We start from the raw sequence: 21,082 nt of genomic DNA on the forward strand, positions 1-21,082 counted from the left end.
TGCGCGCTGCAATGGCAAGGGCCTATGCATGACCGACTGGACTAGCCAAACCGACATTGCCCGTACCTGGTTCGAAACCCTGCGCGACCGCATCTGCGCCGAGTTCGAGAGCATCGAGCGTGAAGCGGGATCGGACGCGTCTTTCCAATACGACAGCTGGCAGCGCGAAGAGGAAGGCAACTCCGATCCGGGTGGTGGTACGCGCGGCTTGATGAAGGGCAAGGTTTTCGAGAAGGTCGGCGTGAATGTTTCGACCGTGCGCGGCAATTTCGCTCCCGAATTCGCTGCCTCGATCAATGGGGCATCGGCAGAAGACCCCGGCTTTACGGCCACCGGCATCAGCCTTGTCGCCCACATGGCCAACCCGCATGTCCCGGCGGTCCACATGAACACGCGCTTCCTGACCACGCAGGCGGCATGGTTCGGGGGCGGGGCCGACCTCAACCCGCCGCTGCCTTACGAAGAGGACACCGAAGACTTCCACGCCCGCTTCCGCGCCGCCTGTGCCGCGCACAACCCGACCTATTACGAACGCTTCAAGAAGTGGGCGGACGACTATTTCTACATCCCCCACCGCGGCGTGCATCGCGGGGTGGGCGGCATCTTCTACGACCACCTCGAATGCGAAGACGAGGCGGGTTTTGAGCGCAACCTCGCCTTCACCAAAGACGTGGGCGAGGCCTTCCTCGACATCTTCCCCAAGCTGGTGCGCCGCCGGATGGAGACCGAGTTCACGCCTGCCGAAAAGGCTCAGCAGCTCGAATGGCGCGGACGCTATGCCGAGTTCAACCTCGTCTACGACCGCGGCACACTGTTCGGCCTCAAGACCGGCGGCAATATCGACGCCATCTTGATGAGCTTGCCGCCCGAAGCGGTGTGGAACTGACGAGCCAGTTTTCGGTATTGGTTGGGTGAGTGCGCTGCGCGATCCCATTCGGCTGATCCCCGTCCTGTTCCTCGGCGCAATTGCCTTCGGGACCCTGCTTCTGTGGCTGCCGATCGCCACTGCGGACGGGACGCAGACCGACCTTCTTACCGCGCTGTTCACTTCGACATCCGCAGTTGCCGTGACCGGTCTGATCGTCGTCGATACTGCGACCTACTGGTCCTTCTTCGGGCAGGTAGTCATCCTGTTGCTGTTCCAGGTCGGCGGCTTCGGCATCATGACCGCGGCTACGCTATTCGGCCTGATGGCAGGGCGCGGTTTCGGGCTCCGCGAGCGAATGGCGACACAGGTCGAGCGTAGCCGGCTCGACGTGGGGGACGCCGGATCGGTGCTCAAGCTCGTTCTAGCCATCACCCTTACAGTTGAGGCGATTGTCGCCACGATCCTTACCGCGCGCCTGATGATCTCCTACGATCACTCCTTTGGCGAAGCCCTGTGGCATGGCATTTTCCACGCGGTGAGCGCCTTCAACAACGCCGGGTTTTCGAGCTATTCGGACAGCGTCATGGGATTCCAGGCGGATGCCGTCGTACTCGTGCCGATCATGCTCGCAGTCGTTCTGACGGCACTAGGTTTCCCGGTCATGCAGGACCTGCGCCACCACGGCTTGAGCTGGAAACGCTGGACGCTGCACACGAAGATCACCGTGGCAGGCACGATCGTCCTCCTCCTCGGCGGCTTCCTTGCGCACCTTCTCATGGAATGGGACAATCCCGATACGCTCGGACCGATGGGGCTGGGAGGCAAGCTGCTCAATGCCGCTTTCCATTCGGTCATGCCGCGCACGGCTGGCTTCAACAGTCTCGACGTCGGCGCGTTTCGCGACGAGACCCTGATGACCAATTACTTCCTGATGTTCATCGGCGGGGGAAGCGCCGGGACGGCCGGCGGTATCAAGATCACCACATTTGCCGTTCTTCTCGCCGTGGTACTGTCCGAAGTCATGCGGCGCCGCGATGCGGGGGCGTACGGGCGCAGGTTCGGTCATGCGGTTGAGCGCCAGGCGCTGACCGTCATCGTTTTGGCGGGAACGCTGATATTCGCAGCCACTACCTATCTCTCGATTATCACCCCACTCGCATTCGAGGACCTGCTGTTCGAGGCGATCTCGGCATTTTCGACTGTCGGCCTCTCGACTGGAGTGACAGGCGAATTGCCGCCTGCCGGCCAGCTGGTCATCATCGCGCTGATGTTCATCGGACGCGTGGGCACGATTACCGTTGCTACCGCCCTTGCTCTTGGCGGCGAACCGCGACCCTTCCGTTATCCTGAGGAGAACCCCATTGTCGGCTAACACGCGCAATCCCGTCCTTGTCGTGGGCCTTGGACGCTTCGGAGGCTCGGTCGCCCGCACGCTCGAGCGCATGGGGCACGAAGTGCTGGGCGCCGATACAAACCCGGAGAGGGTGCAGGAATATGCCAGCGACCTGACCCAAGTGGTCGAGGCCGATTGCACCGATTTCCATTGCCTCGAGAAGCTGGGAGGCAGAACATTCACCTCTGCGGTCGTCGGGATTGGTGGCGATATCGAGGCGAGCGTGCTGGCGGTACTTGCCTTGTCCGATCTCGGTGTCCCCAAGATCTGGGCGAAGGCGACCAACGAGAAGCATGGCCGCATTCTGGAGCGAACGGGCGCGCACCACGTAGTCTTCCCCGAAGAACGCATGGGCGAACGCGTCGCGCGGCTGCTCAACGAACGGCTGCTCGATTTCATCAGCTTCGGCGACGAGTTCGCGATTGCCAAGCTCGCAGCCCCGGCTTCCATCGTGGGCGTGCCGCTGGTTACCAGCGAATGCCGCAAGAAACATGATGTGACGGTGATTGGCGTGAAGCGTGAAGGGGAGGACTTCATCCACGCGGTCCCCGACACCATCATCATGCCGGGAGACGTTCTCGTGGTCTCTGGCAGGGTCGAACGGATCGAGGCGTTTGCTGCGGCTGGTGCGTCCTAAGCGATCGTACCGGCCCGTGGCTATTGTCCTCGCTCTTCGATCTGCTCGATGATCCCCTGCAGGTTGTTCAGCGCCATTCCGCTAGGAAGGTTCGCGCGTGAGGCGTAGACCTCCGTCAGATAAGCCTGGTCGAAAGCGGTCAGTTCCATAGTCGTGCTTCCGCCCTCGTCGAACAGCGAAAGGATCGTACTTAGCGTGGCGTCGTCCGCGTCTGGAGGGAGCGTGCGAGCAAGGCTGCGCATGGTGATATAATCGGCGACCGCCAGGCTGTCCTTGTCGGCCAGGGCCTTGTTGTCGATCATGACGACAGAGACATCGAGATCGACGCGGATCGCCGAGTTCAGGCGTGAGATATTGGTGCTGTCGAAGACCGGCGGATCGCCATCGCGGGAGTGGCCATCGGCAGTGCGCTTGACGACGGTATTCCAGCACCGGACCTTGCCGCTTTGCTGGCGCAGGCGCTTGCGGTCCCAGAAGCTGAGGCCGCGCACGAGGTAATGGTCTGCCTCGAGTAGCTCCTCTACCTCGCTTTCCGGATCGGCGACGAAAAGCGCCAGGACATTGGGCGCGCAGCCGACCTCGGCGTTGACCTCCACACCGACCCGCTCCGCATTGAAGTAGATCCGGTCGATGATGAATTGCGCGCTTTCCTGACCCAGGCCCCAAACGGCAACGCAGATCGGCCTTTGGAAGCGGGCCAGAGGCTCGCCCTGGACCGTACCCCTTGGCGTTATCGCTCTCGCCTGGCTGCGTACTTCGCGAGGTTCTACCTGCCGCTGGCCGGTGACGACGATCGTCTCATCGTTTTCCTGCGCAAAAAGCGCAGCCTGGGGCGAAATGCCCAGTGTGATCGCTGCCCACAGTGCAAAGCTACTCTTCGCCATGTCCATCCCTTTCAAGCGGCTTGATGGCATATGGCTTCGCGCAGGGAAAACGACACTCTATCAATCACATATGCCGTTTCGATAAATGGCCGATGGATTGGACCAACTGCAATCTGAAGTCGTCAAATTGCATGCTTCGCGAAGATTGCGAGGTCACTCGGGCGCGTAGACCCTAACCCAGTCGACGAGCATTTCGACCTCGCCGCGCCTGACCGCGTCGACGGTTTCCTGCGGGATGCCGACATAGGGTTTCTTGATGCCATTGGTCTTGAGCGGATAGGCGCCGCCCATGGCGAAATTCAGGATCAGGTATTTGTCGTTGTCGAACCGCCATTCGCCGTAATACTCGACCATGGGCTTGGTCGCCCGGTAGAGCAGGTGGCCGTCTATCAGGAAATCGATCTGCGTATCGGTCCATTCGACCGCATAGGTGTGCCAGCTGGTGACGTCGATGCCTTCGGGGAAGAAGAATTTGTTCACGATCGGCGTTTCGCCCGAATAGCCCGGGCCGTGCAGGGCGACGCCGATCCAGTCCCTCTCGCCGACATATTCCATGATGTCGATTTCGCCCGTGTCGGGCCAGCGGTCGTTGCCGAGCAGCCAGAAGGCGGGCCATACGCCGACATTGTCGGGCAGTTTGATCCGCGCCTCTGCGCGGCCGTGCATGAAATCGAACTTGCCCTGGCTTTCGATACGGCCGGACACGAAAGGTGCGTTGCGTTCTTTCTTCGGGTCTTCGCCGGGCTTGAAGACGGGACGCAGCACCAACACACCGCCGTCTGCCCCCTCGACGCCTTGCTTGAAGGCGATGGTCGAGGGATCGTCGATATAGGCCTGCTGTTCGTTATTGACCCAGAAGTCGGTCCCGATGACGATCCACTTGCTGCGATCCAGCGAGGCCTCATCGAACTCATCCGCGAAAATCAGCTCGCGTTCCGGCGTCATCGCCTCTGCCAGTGCTTCACCCACATCTGCGGTCTGCGCGAGGCCAGCAGTCGCGAACCCCAAGGTACAGGCGACGGACAGGGCGAGGGTCGAAAAGCGGGTCATCAGGGCCTCTCCAGTATTCTTGTGAACGTTATCAATACGCGATTGGGCGCGTTTTGAAAGTGTGTGGGTAGGTATTCAATGCTTGGGGTGGAAAGCCGTGCCGGGATCGGCGATAGGGCGCGACACGTATAGACAGAGCCGGGGTCGTCCGGCGGATTTGCCCGGAGAGAGCCCACCATGCGTCGCCCCATCACGAAAATGGCTTCCAGTCTTGCCATCCTGCTTGCCACCGCCGCCTGCACTGCTGCGACGAGCGAGCCGCTCATCTCAACTGCCATCCCCGAGCCGATGGTTTCGCCGATCCTTTCGGGTCCGGAGGCGCTCGACACGCTGACATATGCAGAGCCCCAGGTGGCGCGCGTCACGCATGTGGCCCTCGATCTCGACCTGGACTTCGACGCGAAACGGGTGGGCGGCAGCGCCGAATTGCGCATCCTCGCCGATCCCGGCGCGGAGCGGCTGGTGCTCGACAGCAATGGGCTGGATATTGCGCGGGTCACCGATGGTTCGGGACGTGACCTAGGGTACGAGATGGGCGAGCTGGTCGAGGCGGGCGGCAAGGGCGCTCCGCTCACCATCATGCTGAACGGTGCGCGCAGTGTCCGCATCGACTATCGCGCGCCCGCCGATGCCGAGGCGCTACAATGGCTCACGCCGGAACAGACTTCGGGCAAGGTGCATCCGTTCCTCTTCAGCCAAGGTCAGGCGATCCTCAACCGCACGTGGATTCCCACGCAGGACAGCCCGGGCATTCGCCAGACCTGGGAAGCGCGCATTACCGCACCAAAGCCGCTCGATGTGGTGATGAGCGGCGTGTTGCAGGGAGTTCCGGAAGACCTCGGCGACGGTCGCCGGGCCTTCCGGTTCGTGATGGACAAGCCCGTCCCGCCCTACCTTATCGCGATCGCTGCGGGAGATATCGATTTCCGCGCGATCGGCCCGCGCACCGGTGTTTGGGCCGAACCGTCTGTCCTTCCACGCGCCTATGCCGAAGTCGCCGACACCGAGGATATGGTGGTCGCGGCCGAGGCACTTTACGGCGAATACCGCTGGGGCCGCTACGATATGATCATCCTGCCGCCGGCCTTCCCCTATGGCGGCATGGAAAACCCGGTGATGACCTTCCTCACCCCGACCTTCATCGCCGGCGACAGGTCGAACAACGGCCTCGTCGCGCATGAGCTGGCGCATAGCTGGTCGGGCAACCTCGTCACCAATGCGGTGTGGGGCGACAGCTGGCTCAACGAAGGCGTCACCACCTACTTCGAGAACCGTATCGTCGAGGCGGTCTATGGGCCCAAGCGCGCCGAGCAGGAAGCCGCGCTCATGTATGCCAACATCCTCGAGACGCTGGCAGAGGTGGGCGCCGATGCCCCGGGCACAGCGCTTCATACCGACGGCGAATACGAGCTCGGCAGCGCGATTGCCTATGACAAGGGCGCGTTTTTCCTGCGCACGGTCGAGCGCATCGTGGGCCGCGAGCGCTTCGATGCATGGCTACGCCAGTGGTTCGACAACCACGCTTTCCAGCCCGCCACCAGCGAGATGTTCCTCGAGGACATGATGGAGAATCTTGTCGCCGATGATGCGGAGGCGAGGGCGCTGACCTTGCGCGAATGGATCTTCGAGCCCGGCCTGCCCGCCAATGTCGCCAAGCCCGATCCGGCGGCCTTTGCCGAAGTCGATACTGCAGTGTCAGCCTATGCCGATGCCGGCTACATGCCCGCCGCCTATGCAGGTTGGACGGCTGCCGAACAGATGCGCTTCCTCGACAATCTCCCCGCAGAGCTGTCGGCCGACCAACTGTCCGCCCTCGACCAGGCGCTCGGCCTTTCGAAGACTGGCAACAACGAAATCCTCTTCCTCTGGCTCGAAATGGCGCTTGAGAATCGTTTCGAGCCTGCTGTTCCGCAAGCCGAAGCTTTCCTCGGCGACGTGGGCCGCGCGAAGTTCGTTCGTCCGCTGTTCCAGGTGCTGTGGGAAGAAGGCGAGTGGGGCCAGGCGATTGCCCGCCGCGTCTATGCGCGGACCCGCGATGGCTATCACTCCGTCACGCGCGCCGGTGTCGATCGGATCATGGCAGGCGATTGATTGCGCATCCTGCACCGGACGGTGCAAGCACTGCGATTGATTGCGATGGCGGGGCAAGATAGCCACGCCCTTGCAAACAGGGAGACAATCCAGTGCCGCAAGCAATCCTCTCGCGATCCAAGGGGGTGCTCCTCCTGCTCGCACCGCTGCTCGCAATCCTGGCTGGAAGGCTTGCGACCCATAGCGAGATTGCGTCCTCTAATCTGCGCACTACGGCGCTGCTGTTTCTCTGGCTGTGCGCCGATGCACTCGCGCTTGCCCTGATCGCGAAGGCCCCTGCCAACCGTCCGGGTCTGCGCAGCATGCTGGGCGCAATAGCGGCAGGTTGCATCGTCGCGACGCTGGCGGCTGCCGCGCCCGTGCGGGCCGCCCTGCTCGACATGCATGCCCTCGTCGCGGCGATGGGACTTACCGTTCTTGCATATCTGGTGTGGAGCCTCCTGCTCGCCGCGCAGACCTTTCGGTCGACGCACTCCGCACAGAAGGCGATCGGTCGGATCCTGCCGGAAAAGCTGGTGGGCTTCGCGGCGCATGAAACGCACATGGTTAGGCTGGCGCTGTTCAGCTGGGGCGCTGCGCCGCATGTTCCGGCGGGTGCGCAAAGCTATGCCTATCATCGTGTCATCAATCCGATGATTGCCGTCTTTCTTGTCCTGCAAGTGATCGAGGTCGTAGTGGTCGACTTGCTGGTCAGCCACTGGAGCGAGCGGGCGGCCCTAGTCCTGCTCGCGCTTGGGATATGGGGCGCGCTCTTCCTAGTTGCCTTGATGAAGGCATTCCGACTCTATCCCATCCTGCTCGACAACACGGAGGTGCGGGTCCGTGCCGGCACGGTGATCGATCTGCGCGTACCGCTGGATGCGATCGACGGGATCGATCCCGCCATCTCGCACGACGAGACCAAGGCACACGACGTCCTGAATGCGGCGATCCTCTCGCATCCAAACGTTGTATTGCGGTTATCGCGTCCGCTTGAGCACCGCGGCTTTCTCGGCAATAAGCGCACTATCAACCGTGTCGCATTCAGGCTGGATGAGCCCGGACCCTTCCTGGAAGCGCTGAAACTCCGGCTCTAGCGGCCGGTGAGGCCACTTTTACGTTGCATTGCAACAGTCTTTGCCCGCATCGTGGATTCGCGATGCTGCGCCAGTACGAACTCGTAGAACGGGTCCTAGACTACGACCCCGACGCCGACGAGGCGATGCTGAACCGCGCCTATGTCTATACCGTGCAGAAGCATGGCACGCAGACCCGCGCGAGCGGGGATCCCTATTTCAGCCACCCGGTCGAAGTCGCCGGGCTGATGACCGACTTGAAGCTCGACCAGGAAACCATCGCTACCGCGCTGCTGCACGATACGGTCGAGGACACGCTCGCCACGATCGAGGACATCGAGAAGAACTTCGGCCCCGATGTCGCGCGGCTGGTCGACGGAGTGACCAAGCTCTCCAAGATCGAGCAGATGCCCGAAAACGAGCGTGCGGCCGAGAACCTGCGCAAGTTCCTGCTGGCGATGAGCGAGGACATACGCGTGCTGCTGGTGAAACTGGGCGACCGGCTGCACAACATGCGCACGCTCCACTTCATCAAGAAGCCCGAGAAGCGCCAGCGTATCGCGCGCGAAACGATGGATATCTACGCTCCGCTGGCAGAGCGCGTGGGCATGTACGAATACATGCGCGAGATGCAGCTGCTTGCCTTCGAACAGCTCGAGCCCGAGGCCTACGCGACGATCACCAAGCGGCTCCAGCAAATCCGAGACGAGGACGGCGGACAGGTCGATGCGATCGCGCTCGACATGAAGCATGCGCTGGCCGAAGCCGGATTGCAGGTCGAAGTCTCGGGCCGCGAAAAGCACCCCTATTCGATCTGGAAGAAGATGGCCGAGCGCCATGTCAGTTTCGAGCAGGTCACCGACATCATGGCCTTCCGCGTCATCTGCGAGGACGAGTCCGACTGCTACCGCGCGATGGGTGTGCTGCACACGACCTGGCAGTTCCTTCCGGGCAAGTTCAAGGACTACATCTCGACACCCAAGACCAACGGGTATCGCTCTCTCCACACCTCGCTGATCTACGGCAAGTCGATGCGTGTCGAAGTGCAGATCCGCACGCGCGAGATGCACCGGCGCAACGAGTTCGGCCTCGCCGCGCACTGGGCCTACAAGCAGGGCGAACGGCCCGATGGCGCGGTCGGCTGGCTGCGCGACCTGATCGAGATCGTTGATGCCAGCCACGACGCCGAAGAGCTGCTCGAACATACGCGGCTGGCGATCTACCAAGATCGTATCTTCGCTTTCACGCCCAAGGGTGCCCTGCATCAGTTGCCCAAGGGATCGACCGCGGTCGACTTCGCTTTCGCCGTGCATACCGAACTTGGAACGCAAACGGTCGGCGCGAAGATCAACGGACGGCACATGCCGCTGCGCACGCAGCTCAACAATGGTGACGTGGTCGAGATCTTGAAGGGCAAGAATGCCGAACCGCAGATGAGCTGGCTCGGTTTCGTAATCACCGGCAAGGCGCGAGCTGCCATCCGTCGTGCCGTGCGTCAGAAGGAGCGCGACGAAGTCGCCGAGATCGGCCAGAAGCTCTATGACGAGATCATCACGCGCGTGCCCGCCAAGATCGGCAAGAAGGCACTGCGCGAGGCGTTGAAGCGGCTCGAGATGGAAGAGCCCGAAGACCTGTTCTACGCCATCGGTGCCGCAAAGATCACCGATCGTGCGGTGATGGAAGCGCTGGTTCCCGGATCGACCGAAGGCATGGCGGACGAGGACGACGAATGGCTGCGCAGCGGCAAGTCGCTCTCGATCCGCGGGCTCACGCCGGGCGTGGGATACGATCTTGCCGAGTGCTGCCATCCGGTCCCGGGTGACCGGATCGTGGGGCTTCGCAAGCAGGACAAGGGCGTGGAAGTCCACGCGATCGACTGCCACCAGCTGGCGACGGGCATCGACCACGACTGGCTCGACCTCTCCTGGGGGCGCCGTTCGCGCGGCGCTGTCGGCCGGTTGCGTGTGACGCTATACGACCGTCCTGGGACTCTGGCTGAAATGGCGGGCATCTTCGCGCAGAATGCGGTCAATGTGAAAAGCTTGGAGCAGACCCAACTCGACCATCCTTTCACCACTTACGAGGTCGATCTCGAAGTGCAGGACCTCGCGCATCTCACCCGGATATTGAGCGCGTTGCGCGCCAGCGATGCCGTGGCACAGGCGGAGCGCGCATGAGCCTGATCACGGGAATCGACCACGTCCAGCTCGCCATGCCGCATGGCGGCGAACCGCACGCGCGCGAGTTCTGGACCGGGGTCATGGGGCTGGAAGAGGTCGCAAAACCGGCGCATCTGGCGCTCAATGGCGGTTGCTGGTTCGAGGGCGAGGGCATTTCGATCCACTGCGGAGTAGAAGACGGGTTCCTGCCCGCCCGCCGCGCACATCCTGCGCTGCTGGTCGAAAATCTCGGTGCACTGGTGGCCAAGCTCGAAGCATCGGGCGTGAAGTTCAAGCCGGGCAAGAAGCTCAAGGGGTATCGCCGCGGCGACATCGCCGATCCTTTCGGCAATCGTATCGAGCTGATGGAGAAGCTCTAGAGCAGCTCGAGCTCGAGCGGTACGGGATCGCCCTCCGCCAGGTCTTCGGCTCGCATTACTTTCTTCGAAACCAGCAGCACCCACTCGGATTTGTCGCTCTGCGGGAAGACCGACGTCTTCCAGCGGGTTCCGCCCACCTGCGCGATCACCTTGACCGAGCCGAAGCCTCGCTGGGTTCCGAACTCGAGCCGATGCATCAATGCATGCGCGGCAATGGCCTCTGCCTCAGCTCCGGTGATCGTGACCAGGTGATAGGTCCCGCGATCGCCCTGCCACCGTCTGAGCGGCAGGGTGCAGGCGACCGTCCCGCTCACTCGGCCACGCGGCGGACGGGTACGGGAATGTTGCAGATATCCGCGCCGCCCGCCGGAACGATGAAGAAGGGGTCGCGACGGTTCATGCGCGCCTCGGCATAGCGATTGAAGGTTTCGCCCTCGGTGTCGAGGAACTCGAACTCGGGGCGCTCTCTTGCTGGCAAATCACTCGCTACGCGCACGCTCACGATGGGTGTCTGGCGGCTTGCGTCTTCGTAGAAACCCAGCGCCCCTTTCCCGCGAGGGAGAGTGGACAGGTGCTCCATGCCCTCGACGATGCGCCCGGCGAGCGCGATATTGCGGTCGAGATGCCGCGGGGCATGACCGATCACGGTGTAAAGGCTCGATCCGTCTCCCGCGTTGGGCGACATGCTGCGCGCGACCCCGACCATGCCGTAGCAATGCAGCGGCCAACGCGTCAGCTGCTTCGTGCTCTCGCCGATCTCGAAGCCAAGCGGCCAGCCATCATAGAACAGCGTCGACCCGGCGTAATTGTCGTCGATCGCATTGCGCGGATGCCACAGGACGATCGAATCCTGGTCCCCGTGCATGCTGGTCGAAATGTAATCCGCCTCGGTCGTTTCCAGCAGTTCCGGGGGCAAAGGCTTGGGCTGCCCGCCGGTTTCCGGATCGCCCCATTGGACGACATAATTATCTTGCGAGCGGATAACGGCGATGCCGTCATACCAACCGGTGCGTGCCAGCGTGCGGATATTGGCTGTCCAAGTCTCGCTATAGGGAGCCGGGAGCAATTGGATCACGACCTGGCGTTCGTTGCCTTGCGAATCCGGAGCCAGCGTCATGACCAAGAGGTCCTCTGCGGGAATCGCCTTCCACTCATCGGCCGCTGCCTGGTCGACGATTTCCCCCGGACTGGGCGGCGCTTCGGCTTCATCCTGTGCGGCGAGTGGGGCGGCGAAAGCGAGCGCTGCGGCGAGCGAAATCAGGTGCGTGGTCATGGCCATGCAGCTTGCCAGCATCGCGCCAAAAGAAAAGCCCCTTCGCGCGCGTTTTCGTGGGCGGGAAGGGGCTTTGATGCAGTGTTCGCAGGGAATGCCATTCCGCGCAGCACCGCAACTTTGGGGGTGTATCACAGCAACGCCGCTTCGTGGAGAGCGGTTCCCTCGGCTCGTCGCAAAATATCTTCTCCGGCACGCCGCCTCGCGGTTGCGTGGAGGACGAACTCTCGCTAGAGGCGCGCGGTCCGACCGGGCCTGCCCGCGCTCAAGCAGCGAGGCGGTAGCGCACTAGGACACGCGGAGCAGTGGCCGAGTGGTCGAAGGCGCACGCCTGGAAAGTGTGTATACGGTAACCCCGTATCGAGGGTTCGAATCCCTCCTGCTCCGCCATCACGCCTTGTCAGCGTACGGCTGAAAGCTCCTCCCATATCTTTGCCACGATCGGACGCGTGTTGGTCGCCGCGCTGATTGCGATAATCTCGAACTCGGTCGACCACTCATGCCCGACGCAGGTCAGCGGTGCGCGGTTCTGGGTGTTCTCGGCGATGGATTCGGGGAGCCATGCTACTCCCAGGCCTTGCTGGGTGCCCGTGCACAGGCTTTCCGCCAGAGAGGCGCGGTAGACCGTGCGCAGGCGATTCCGAAAGGGTGCCTTCTTCAGCACGCTTTCGACTACGCGCGACATGAAGGAGGTGCCCGAGTATTGCAGGTAGGGAATGCGCGCCGAAGCGCCCTCTGCAAGGTCGATATCGATCTCGTCGGCATTGATGAAGGGCATGATCCTTTCCCTGCCGAGTGAGATCATCGGAAACTCGTTCTCGTCCAGTTCGACCGGGGCGGATGGATGGCTGAAGCTGATGAAGATATCGGTCGCGCCGCTCTGCAGGCTGCCCAGATATTCCTCGATTGTCCGCGTTTCGGCCACGATCGACACCTCGAAGCGACCAAGCTTGTCTTGCAAGGCCGAGATGCGGCGGGGGACGAAATAGAGCGCCAGCGTGTGCAGGCAGGCAATCGTCACTGCCGTGTCGGACAGCTTTCCGAAATCTGCAGCGCGACCGCGCGCCTCATAGGCGCTCGACAGGATCTCGCGCGCGGTGGTGATGAATTCGAGGCCAGCAGGCGTCAGTTCGATCGGGTGTGAGGTGCGATCGAGCAGTTCCGCACCGATCCAGTTCTCGAGCGATTTGATACGACGGCTGAGTGCCGACTGGGTGAGGAACCGCGCTTCTGCGGCACGCGCGAAGTGGCCCTTCTCGGCCACGACGATCAGGTCCTCGAACCACTTTAGTTCCAAAGAAAACCCCGAAAATACATCATCTTGCGTTTTTCGCATCAAGCTTTGCGTATAATGAATTGGATGTCAAGGCGGGTTCGGGCGATCATTTATTTCACGGGGAAATCCTAGAGGGAGGAATAATTATGGCCGCCACCAGGGCATATCTGTACGGCGCTTCGGCTTTCGCGCTCGCGATCGGGATCGGTTCACCGCTTGCCGCGCAGGAGCAAACCGATGCACCGCCGCAGAGTGAGGCGCCGCAGGAAGACGCGGCCGCTTCCGAACCACAGAATCAGATCGTCGTCACCGGTAGTCGTATCCAGCGCTCGATCTCGGACAGTGCGGTTCCGATCCAGGTTCTCGGCGCACAAGACCTCGAGGAATCGGGCACGACCGACCTTGCCGAGGCAGTGCTCGAGCTTCCCGGCGTGTCGGAATCGATCTCACCACAAAGCTCCAACAACCTGATACAGACCAGCGGCCTCTCGACGATCAACCTTCGTCGTCTTGGCGACGACCGCACGCTGGTCCTGATCAACGGCAAGCGTGCCGTTTCCAACTCGGGCAATTCGGATCGCGTCAGCCTTTCCACTCTCCCTGCCGGGTTCGTCAAGCGTACCGAAGTGCTCACCGGCGGCATGTCCGCGATCTACGGCTCGGACGCTATTGCCGGGGTTGCAAACTTCATCCTTGAAGACGACTTCACGGGCATCCAGCTCGACGCACGATTCTCGACGCCCGAGGCCAGTGGCGGCGAGGAGTTCCGCATCAACGCGCTGGCGGGCAGCGAATTCGCCGACGGGCGCGGCTACGCCTTGTTCGGTGTCTCGTATCGCAACGAGAACGAGGTATTCGCCGACTCTACCCGTCCGCTGACTATTGCTGCACTGGAATTCGACGATCCCATTCCTTCAACCAGCAGCGACGGCTGGACTGACGAGATCAACTTCCCCGGCTGTTTCGGCATCGATACCGAACGCCATTGTATCTTGCCTAGCTTCAGCAGTTCGACACCGGGAGGGGTATTCGAAGGCGATGCTTGGTTCGTCGATGGTCAATGGTTCAACGACCTCTCGCTAAGGCCCTCCAACCGGCCAGCGGGGTCCGATTTCTACACCGATTTCGACGGCTGGAACTTCAGACCGGAGCGTTCGAACCTTCCCGAGCGCGAGATCCTGAATATTGCATTCCTCACGACCTTCGAATTCTCGGAAGCCGCGAAGCTTTCCTTCACGGGGGCTTATTCAGACGTCGATACGATTTACTACACAGGTTACGAGACACTCAATAATGGCGACACGCTGGGCGACGGCACCAGCATTGGGAATATATCCTCGTCCAACCCCTTTATCCCGCCAGAGGTGGAAGAAACCCGCAGCGGCAGCGTCAGCTTCAATCGACGCTTGATAGAACTTGGAGAGCAAGGCCGTTTCAACGACCGCCGGACCATGCGCCTGATCGCCGATGTCACCGGCGACCTCTCGGAATCGCTCCGCTACGAGGTCTACGGAACCTTTGGCCGCTTCAAGCAGGTCCAGGACAATCCCAACGAATACAACTTCCTCAACGCGCGCTACGCGCTTGATGTCGAACCGGACGGCAATGGCGGCTTCCGCTGTGTCGATGCGGCGGCAAGGGCTGATGGGTGCGTACCGCTCAATCCATTCGGGGAGGGCACGATCTCCGCAGCAGCGGCCGACTACATCCGTTACAACGGACATGGCGAGCAGGTCCGCAAGCAATATACCGCCGGCGCATTCCTCGCTGGTGACCTGCTGGCACTTCCTGCAGGCGACGTAAGGTTCGCAGCCGGTGTCGAGTGGAGGCGGGAGAGCCAGGTCACCGACGGCGATCCCGACGGCGACGATTTTGCCGGCATCAACGGTGTTCGCGACCTCAATGACGGAGCTACGCGGGACACGCCCGGCTATGCCCCCGATATCGACTTCGACCTAACTTCGCTGGCGACATTCCCGAGCGTCTCCGCCAGCTACGAGGTCAAGGAAGCCTATGCCGAACTGGATATCCCCGTGTTCGACGGCTTCAACATCCAGACGGCGGCTCGCGTCGGCGACTACAATACTGTCGGCACGATCTTCAGCTACAATATCGGCGCCGTCTGGCAGGCCTCGCCAGACATTGCGTTTCGTGCGCAATATTCGCGTTCGCAACGCGCCCCGAACCTGACCGAGATTTTCTCACCGCCGCGCCCCGATGCCGATGGCCTGTCCGATCCCTGCGAAGGCCTTCTGCCAGACGGGACCGGTATCACAGGCATCGTGGGCGATGGTGCCGAGAATGCAGATCTTGCGCTCGTGGCCGCCAATTGCCTGACCGAACCGGGAATCCTCGCATTCTTCGCCGATCCCGACAATGCGGGTGATCCCTTCACCGACAATCAGACAGGCACGCAAGGTCCGAACGCCGGCAACCCGAACGTGCAGGAGGAAACTGCCGATACGATCACGGCGGGCTTTGCCTTCACGCCGAGCTTCATCCCGGGCCTGACCATTGTCGCGGACTACTATCGTATCAAGATTACCGATGCGATCACTTCGGTTTCGACACAGAACACCGTATCGCTGTGCTATTCGGCCGATGATTTCCCGAACAACAAGTTCTGCGACGTGATCACGCGTGACGGGGTGGGCCGCATCACCGAAGTGATCAACTTCCAGGAGAACCTGGATACGGAGATCGTTTCCGGGATCGATGCCCAGTTGATGTACCGGTTCGAACCCGGCTTCATCCCTGGGCGCTTCGATATCGACTTCCGCTATTCGCACTATTTCGAACAGGAGGTCTCTTTCGAGGGGATCGGCGGCACGATCATCACGTCGTCTCCGCTCGGCGAGATCGGCAATGGCGAGGACGAGTTTCGGCTCAGCCTCGGCTATCGCAACGGGCCGTTCCGCCTGAACTACACCGTGACCTATGAAGGCGGCGGCGTGGACGATAATGCGCAAAATGCGAATCCCACCGACGACCGCTATTTCAAGGTCGAGGACCAGGATTTCCATCGGATCTACATGGCCTATGACTTCGGCCCCGATGAGCAATTCCGGGTCTATGGCGGTGTGAACAACATCTTCGACGATTTCGGCGCCTTCGTGCCTACCGGACTGAATTACGGTTCGAGCTACAATCTCGACTCCGCGCTCAGCCGGGTTCTGGGACGCGAGTTCTATGCCGGCGTGAGAGTTAAGTTCTGAGCGTTCGGGTCGCGCTCTTGGGCGGGCGCATTCCTTCACCGGGATGCGCCCTTGCCACCTTCTTGGAATCGCTAAGGGACTGACCGATGAAGCAAATTGCCACGCTGGCAGTGCTGTTCATTGCGGCCTGCGCAATCCCGGCCAGAGGCCAGGAAGCGGCACCGATGACCGCTATCGAATTCGTCGAGATCAACCGTCTGGGAGGATCATCCCTGTCGCCCGATGGGAGAACGCTCGCCTATCTTCGTTCGGAAACCGACTGGAAGAACAATGCTATCGTCCGGCGGCTCCACCTCCTTGATATCGAGCGGGGCGAGACCGTGGCGGGTATCGAGCCCGAGGATGAGGAGGAGACCCACGGCCCTGCGATCTGGTCGCCCGATGGATCGAGTTTCCTGACGCTGCTCGAGCGCGAGGATGATGAAGAGGCACAAGTCTATCTCGTCACGCCGCAAGCCCGGACGATCGAGAGACTGACCTCATTCGCTGAAGAGGTCGAAGACGTTCACTGGGCCCCGGACGGCTCGAGCTTCTATTTCCTTGCAGAAGACGATCTTGCGCCCGACACCACGCTGCTGCGCAAGCGCAGGTTCCTCATCCGGGAGTACGAAGAACGTCGCCCGCCGACCTTGTGGCGTTTCGATCTGGCGACGCGCACTGCGGAACCCGTCAGTACGGGCGAGTTTCATATCCGGGGATACTCGCTTGCACGCGATGGCCTGTCGGCGCTTGAATTGCGGGCGCCTGGAGGCCTTGGCGACGACATTCATGATGGCGAGCTCTGGCTGACCGACCTCGCGACAGGCGCCGCCCGCCAGCTTACGTCCAATGGTTATGCCGAGAGGTCAGCCCGGCTATCGCCCGATCGCGCTCGCTTCGCCTTCATTGCGACGGTCAACGAAAGAGGCGAGGAGTATTACGAGGACAACCTTTTCGTCCAGGAAGTCGGAGCGAAGCATCCGCGCCTGCTGTTCCCGGGCGAGGCGCTGGAAGTGCTGGACTTCGATTGGGATGCCAGCGGCGAAGGGATTTACCTGCTCGGCAACTCGGGCCTGCGGAACCAGCTCTACCACTACGACCTGGCGTCCCGCAGGTTGCGCCAGCTGACTGTAGGCGACCACTCGATCAGGAGTTGGTCCTACGATCATCTCGGCGATCGTCACACGGCAATCTTCGAAAGTGCTTCGAATCCCGGAGAGGTCCATCTGCTGGGCCATGCCCAAGGCACAGGGCAACTCGCCATCGCTGCGCTGACAACCGAATATGCTGACTGGAACGATAGATATGCGCTGCCCCGGCAGGAGGCGTTTCGATGGGAAAGTCGCAAGGGTCAGGAAATTGAAGGCCTGCTGGTCTATCCGGTCGGCCATTCGAAGGGTGAGCGGTTCCCGCTCGTTACCATCACTCACGGCGGCCCGCGATCCTCCTCGCAATTCGGATCGTGGAACGCTTCGCGCTTTGTCGCCGTCCTGACCGGCGAGGGTTATGGTGTCTTCCTGCCGAACCATCGCGGCGGAACCGGCTATGGCGACGACTTCATGCGCGACATGGTCGGCGGCTATTTCACCAATGCGCATCACGATGTGATGAGCGGTATCGACGCTCTCGTCGAACGTGGCCTCGCGGATCCGGATCGCCTCATCAAGATGGGCTGGAGCGCCGGCGGTCACATGACCAACAAGCTGATTACGGTGACCGACCGCTTCAAAGCGGCTTCCTCGGGTGCCGGGGCGTCCGACTGGCTGTCGATGTATGGCGAGAGCGATATCCGCCATGGCCGCACGCCCTGGTTCGGGGAGGCACCCTGGGTCGAGGATGCTCCCCTCGACTCGTATCGCGATCAGTCGGTTTTGCAGCATGCCTGGCGCGTCTCGACGCCGACGCTGTTCCACGTCGGGGGCAGCGACGTACGCGTCCCGCCAACCCAGTCGATCATCTTCTATCGAGGCATCAAGGCCGCCGGGACGCCAACCGAGCTCTACATCGCTGGGGGCGAGCCCCACAATTACCGCAAGCCATCGCATCAGCTCTTCAAGATCCAGGCGGATCTGTCGTGGTTCGCCACGCATCTCGGAGCCGAGCCCTATGAGCCTGTATTCCCGGCAGCTGCGCTGCGCGATGAAGAAAAGGAGGAGGAAGACGAGAGGAACGAGGAAGCAGAAGAGGTCGAAGAGCCGATGCAAGCCGAGACTCCCCGCTCAGAGCCCCAGACGCCGGTTGAGGAGCTGCAATGAGCCAGCCACACCCCTCTGTTCGAAGGCATCCGCTTACCGCCGTTGCTTTCGCGGACCAGATTGCGCCGGCCTGACGGGGGAGGGACATGCCCGTCGATCCCAAGAAAAAATTCATCGCCCTGAGCGACTCCGCCTCATTCTTTGCCGCCAGCGGGCAGCCAGCTCGCCTGCTGCAGTTCGTGCTCGAGGTAGCGGAGCTTGCAAACCCTGTCATGCGCTACGTCGGTGCAGCTAAGGGTGATCGACCGGAAAAGATCAAAGCCTTCTGCGAACTCGCCGATCGTGGGCCGTTTCGCCCCGAGATACTCAGCTTCTTCGAGCTTGAGGACGGCAATCCGGCGAGCTTCTTCGGCGGTGCCGACATCGTTTTCATCGATGGCGGTTCGACCAGGAATCTCCTTGCGATCCTGAGGGAATGGGGCGCGATCTCCGCGCTCTGGGAAGCCTATGAGCGCGGAGTGCTGTTCGTCGGTGCCAGCGCCGGTGCATCGATGATGTTCGACTGGTGCCTGACCGACAGCATCCGGACCAATATCATGCCGTGGCAGGGGATCGGTCTGTTCCCCGGGACGATCTGTGTGCACCACGATGCAAGGCAGGAGCGGCGCGAGGCGCTTTCGCGCTTCATGGAGACTGACGACATCCGTTTCCCTGTCTACGCATTGGATGACGGCGTGGGCCTCTATTTCGAGAACGGTATCCTGACGCGAGGAGTAAGGGTCGCCGATGATGCGCAATGCGCACTGTTCGAGGAGCGCGGTGCCTTGCCGTCCTATGTGGACCTTGGGGCCACACACCACGCCTAACCCCGCCGATCATGGCAGTCCCGTGAACCCGATCAGATGCAACTTTTGACAAAAATTTGCACCTGCTTGCCGCTCGTTAACTTTCTCCGCTTACCCAAGTGGCGGGCAAGGAGTTTCGGCGCGACCACGCGCCTCCAGAAACTCCCGGGCGGACGACCTAGCCCTGAATTCGTCACGGGAGGGAGCCGGATTGCCGCGAGGTGGTCCGGCTCCATTCGTCTCGAGCCGCTTGGCTGCGAGCCCGGAGTATCGACTATTGACCGATACGGGACATTCAGAAATCCGCAGGGTGATCGGTTAGACCTTTCACGCTATGCAGACCCGACCGTGTTCTCCAGGAAGGTTTTCGAGTAAGCATTCGCAATGGGTCTAGTCGGCGTCCTCCTGATCATCCTCGCATGCCCGGCCATCGTGGTCATGCTGAAGATGGACAAGCGCGTAGCATTCTGGGCGTTCTTTGCGCTCGGTGCGATGCCGATCGTGAGCAAGGGCTTCAACGCTGATGCTGCGCTGATTGATCTATCCCTGTATCCGGGACACACGAAGGGAGTTCTGCTGTCGCTGACGGACGCGCTTGCGGCAGCGATCGTGATCCACTTCTGGAAGGTCAAGAAGCCGGTCTATTTCACCGGGATCTGGGTCGCTTACCTCGTACTCAATCTTCCGGGCGTATTCGTCAGCGAGTTCTTCCTGGGCTCGGTTTCCTACCTGTCGTCCCCGCTCAAGGCGATGATCTACTTTCTCGCCTGCTATGCGGCTATGACGCAGGGAGGCATGCGGCCACTATTGATGGGCCTTGGCGTCGGCGTCATCGCCAACAGCTATTCCACCATCGCAAACTCATTTGCGGGACAAATGCAGGCATCCGGCCTGATAGGGCATCGTAACACCTCCGGACTGGTCAATAACCTCGCAATTCCGCCACTGCTCGTGGCGATTGTCACCTGGAAAAGGGCTCGGATTGCCGCCCTTGCTCTCGCCATGTCGGCTGCTGCTGCGGTCCTGGGCGGATCGCGAGCCGTAATCTTGCTCTACGCAGCGACGGTGGGGCTGACGCTCCTTGCCATCATGCTGATCAATCCGAACAAGCGCGCCAAGACCATCACCACGTTCGTGGTGCTCGGATCGCTCGCATTCGTGCCTGCCGTCGCCTACAAAATGAACGAGCGTTTCACCTACCAGGGGACGGGTTTCACGCTTGAGGTCGATGCAGAACGTGTCGCGTTCGAGCATTCGGCAGAGATGATCCAGGCCGATTATCCGATGGGCATTGGACATAACCAGTATGCGGTAAAGGCCAATGCGGGTGGCTATGCAGAGCGAGCCGGGATCAGCTGGGCGACCCTTGCCCGCCTCGCTATCGTCCACAACTCCTATGCGCTGGTGCGGACCGAAGGTGGGCCCGCGGCTCTGGCCGCCCTATTCCTTCTCCTCGGCAGCATTATGTGGGTATCAGGCCGCCAGACTTTTCAGCGACGCCACAATCCCGAACGGCTTTATGCCGCGGCCACCTTGGTGGCGATTGGCATTTTCGCGTTCCATATCAGGTATGAATGGGCAATCGTGGGAATGTTCGCGCTCTATCCGCTTGGCTTCATGACAGCCATGCTGAGCTATGTTGCGCTTCAATCGCGCCGCGCAAGGCAACGAATCCGTCGTGCCCGAGTGGCGGAGAATATGCAGCTTGCGGCAGAAGCGGCCGAGTGATCGCTAACCGCAGGTCGGTCGGTGCGTTTACACGTGTTGGGCGAAAGCGGGTGC

16 protein-coding genes and 1 tRNA gene are annotated in these 21,082 nt (G+C 61.5%); 12 read left to right on the forward strand and 5 right to left on the reverse strand.

Going from position 1 to position 21,082, the window contains the following annotated elements; translation table 11 throughout:
* Nucleotides 1-28: 28 nt before the first annotated feature.
* The 3 genes from hemF to K3146_RS13275 are packed head-to-tail and all read left to right on the forward strand — an operon-like array spanning nt 29 to nt 2,898.
* Complete coding sequence (gene hemF / locus K3146_RS13265) at nt 29-886, forward strand: oxygen-dependent coproporphyrinogen oxidase (protein ID WP_221546790.1); 858 nt, start codon at nt 29-31, stop codon at nt 884-886.
* A 25-nt stretch (nt 887-911) separates the two neighbouring features.
* Nucleotides 912-2,240, forward strand: a complete 1,329-nt coding sequence (locus K3146_RS13270) for a TrkH family potassium uptake protein (RefSeq protein WP_221546791.1) — start codon at nt 912-914, stop codon at nt 2,238-2,240.
* Entirely contained in the window at nt 2,230-2,898 is a 669-nt protein-coding gene (locus K3146_RS13275) for a potassium channel family protein (protein WP_221546792.1), read from the forward strand. Before K3146_RS13270 ends, K3146_RS13275 begins: the two co-directional genes overlap by 11 nt.
* 20 nt (nt 2,899-2,918) lie before the next feature.
* On the opposite strand, the gene K3146_RS13280 is transcribed toward K3146_RS13275, so the two are convergent.
* Together K3146_RS13280 and K3146_RS13285 are read right to left on the reverse strand one after the other, a co-directional pair.
* Entirely contained in the window at nt 2,919-3,782 is an 864-nt protein-coding gene (locus K3146_RS13280) for a hypothetical protein (RefSeq protein WP_221546793.1), read from the reverse strand.
* 153 nt (nt 3,783-3,935) lie between these two features.
* Nucleotides 3,936-4,832, reverse strand: a complete 897-nt coding sequence (locus K3146_RS13285) for a glycoside hydrolase family 16 protein (RefSeq protein ID WP_221546794.1) — start codon at nt 4,830-4,832, stop codon at nt 3,936-3,938.
* A gap of 177 nt (nt 4,833-5,009) precedes the next feature.
* Here K3146_RS13285 and K3146_RS13290 point away from each other — a divergent pair, with 177 nt between their 5' ends.
* The 4 genes from K3146_RS13290 (at nt 5,010) to K3146_RS13305 (ending at nt 10,517) form a co-directional block, all read left to right on the forward strand.
* Complete coding sequence (locus K3146_RS13290) at nt 5,010-6,923, forward strand: M1 family metallopeptidase (RefSeq protein ID WP_247711283.1); 1,914 nt, start codon at nt 5,010-5,012, stop codon at nt 6,921-6,923.
* Between the two features lie 92 nt (nt 6,924-7,015).
* Entirely contained in the window at nt 7,016-7,999 is a 984-nt protein-coding gene (locus tag K3146_RS13295; RefSeq protein WP_221546795.1) for a hypothetical protein, read from the forward strand.
* 62 nt (nt 8,000-8,061) lie between these two features.
* On the forward strand, nt 8,062-10,155 hold the full coding sequence (locus K3146_RS13300) for a RelA/SpoT family protein (RefSeq protein ID WP_221546796.1): 2,094 nt from the start codon (nt 8,062-8,064) through the stop codon (nt 10,153-10,155).
* The gene (locus tag K3146_RS13305) at nt 10,152-10,517 is read left to right on the forward strand and encodes a VOC family protein (RefSeq protein WP_221546797.1); all 366 of its coding nucleotides are present in this window, start codon (nt 10,152-10,154) and stop codon (nt 10,515-10,517) included. Before K3146_RS13300 ends, K3146_RS13305 begins: the two co-directional genes overlap by 4 nt.
* On the opposite strand, the gene K3146_RS13310 is transcribed toward K3146_RS13305, so the two are convergent.
* Both K3146_RS13310 and K3146_RS13315 read right to left on the reverse strand, forming a co-directional pair.
* Nucleotides 10,514-10,831, reverse strand: coding sequence for a DUF1905 domain-containing protein (locus K3146_RS13310; RefSeq protein WP_221546798.1), 318 nt, complete (start codon nt 10,829-10,831; stop codon nt 10,514-10,516). The genes K3146_RS13305 and K3146_RS13310 overlap by 4 nt on opposite strands.
* A complete protein-coding gene (locus K3146_RS13315) occupies nt 10,828-11,790 on the reverse strand; it encodes a peptidylprolyl isomerase (RefSeq protein ID WP_221546834.1) in 963 nt (320 codons plus the stop codon). The genes K3146_RS13310 and K3146_RS13315 overlap by 4 nt, the downstream gene beginning before the upstream one ends.
* Before the next feature lie 299 nt (nt 11,791-12,089).
* Between K3146_RS13315 and K3146_RS13320 the strand changes: the two genes are divergently transcribed.
* Nucleotides 12,090-12,180 (forward strand) — tRNA-Ser (locus tag K3146_RS13320).
* Nucleotides 12,181-12,190: 10 nt separating this feature from the next.
* Here K3146_RS13320 and K3146_RS13325 read toward each other — a convergent pair.
* Nucleotides 12,191-13,087 carry a LysR family transcriptional regulator gene (locus tag K3146_RS13325; RefSeq protein ID WP_221546799.1) on the reverse strand — a complete coding sequence of 299 codons (897 nt, stop codon included), beginning with the start codon at nt 13,085-13,087 and terminating at the stop codon, nt 12,191-12,193.
* Between the two features lie 125 nt (nt 13,088-13,212).
* On the opposite strand from K3146_RS13325, the gene K3146_RS13330 reads away from it, so the two are divergent.
* From K3146_RS13330 to K3146_RS13345, 4 genes are all read left to right on the forward strand, one after another.
* Entirely contained in the window at nt 13,213-16,281 is a 3,069-nt protein-coding gene (locus K3146_RS13330) for a TonB-dependent receptor plug domain-containing protein (RefSeq protein ID WP_221546800.1), read from the forward strand.
* A gap of 86 nt (nt 16,282-16,367) precedes the next feature.
* Entirely contained in the window at nt 16,368-18,515 is a 2,148-nt protein-coding gene (locus tag K3146_RS13335) for a S9 family peptidase (RefSeq protein ID WP_221546801.1), read from the forward strand.
* A gap of 86 nt (nt 18,516-18,601) precedes the next feature.
* Nucleotides 18,602-19,321, forward strand: a complete 720-nt coding sequence (locus K3146_RS13340; RefSeq protein WP_221546802.1) for a Type 1 glutamine amidotransferase-like domain-containing protein — start codon at nt 18,602-18,604, stop codon at nt 19,319-19,321.
* 363 nt (nt 19,322-19,684) lie between these two features.
* A complete protein-coding gene (locus K3146_RS13345) occupies nt 19,685-21,028 on the forward strand; it encodes a hypothetical protein (protein ID WP_221546803.1) in 1,344 nt (447 codons plus the stop codon).
* The last annotated feature ends 54 nt before the right edge of the window (nt 21,029-21,082 follow it).

Source organism: Qipengyuania vesicularis, assembly GCF_019711415.1.
GTDB lineage: Bacteria > Pseudomonadota > Alphaproteobacteria > Sphingomonadales > Sphingomonadaceae > Qipengyuania > Qipengyuania vesicularis.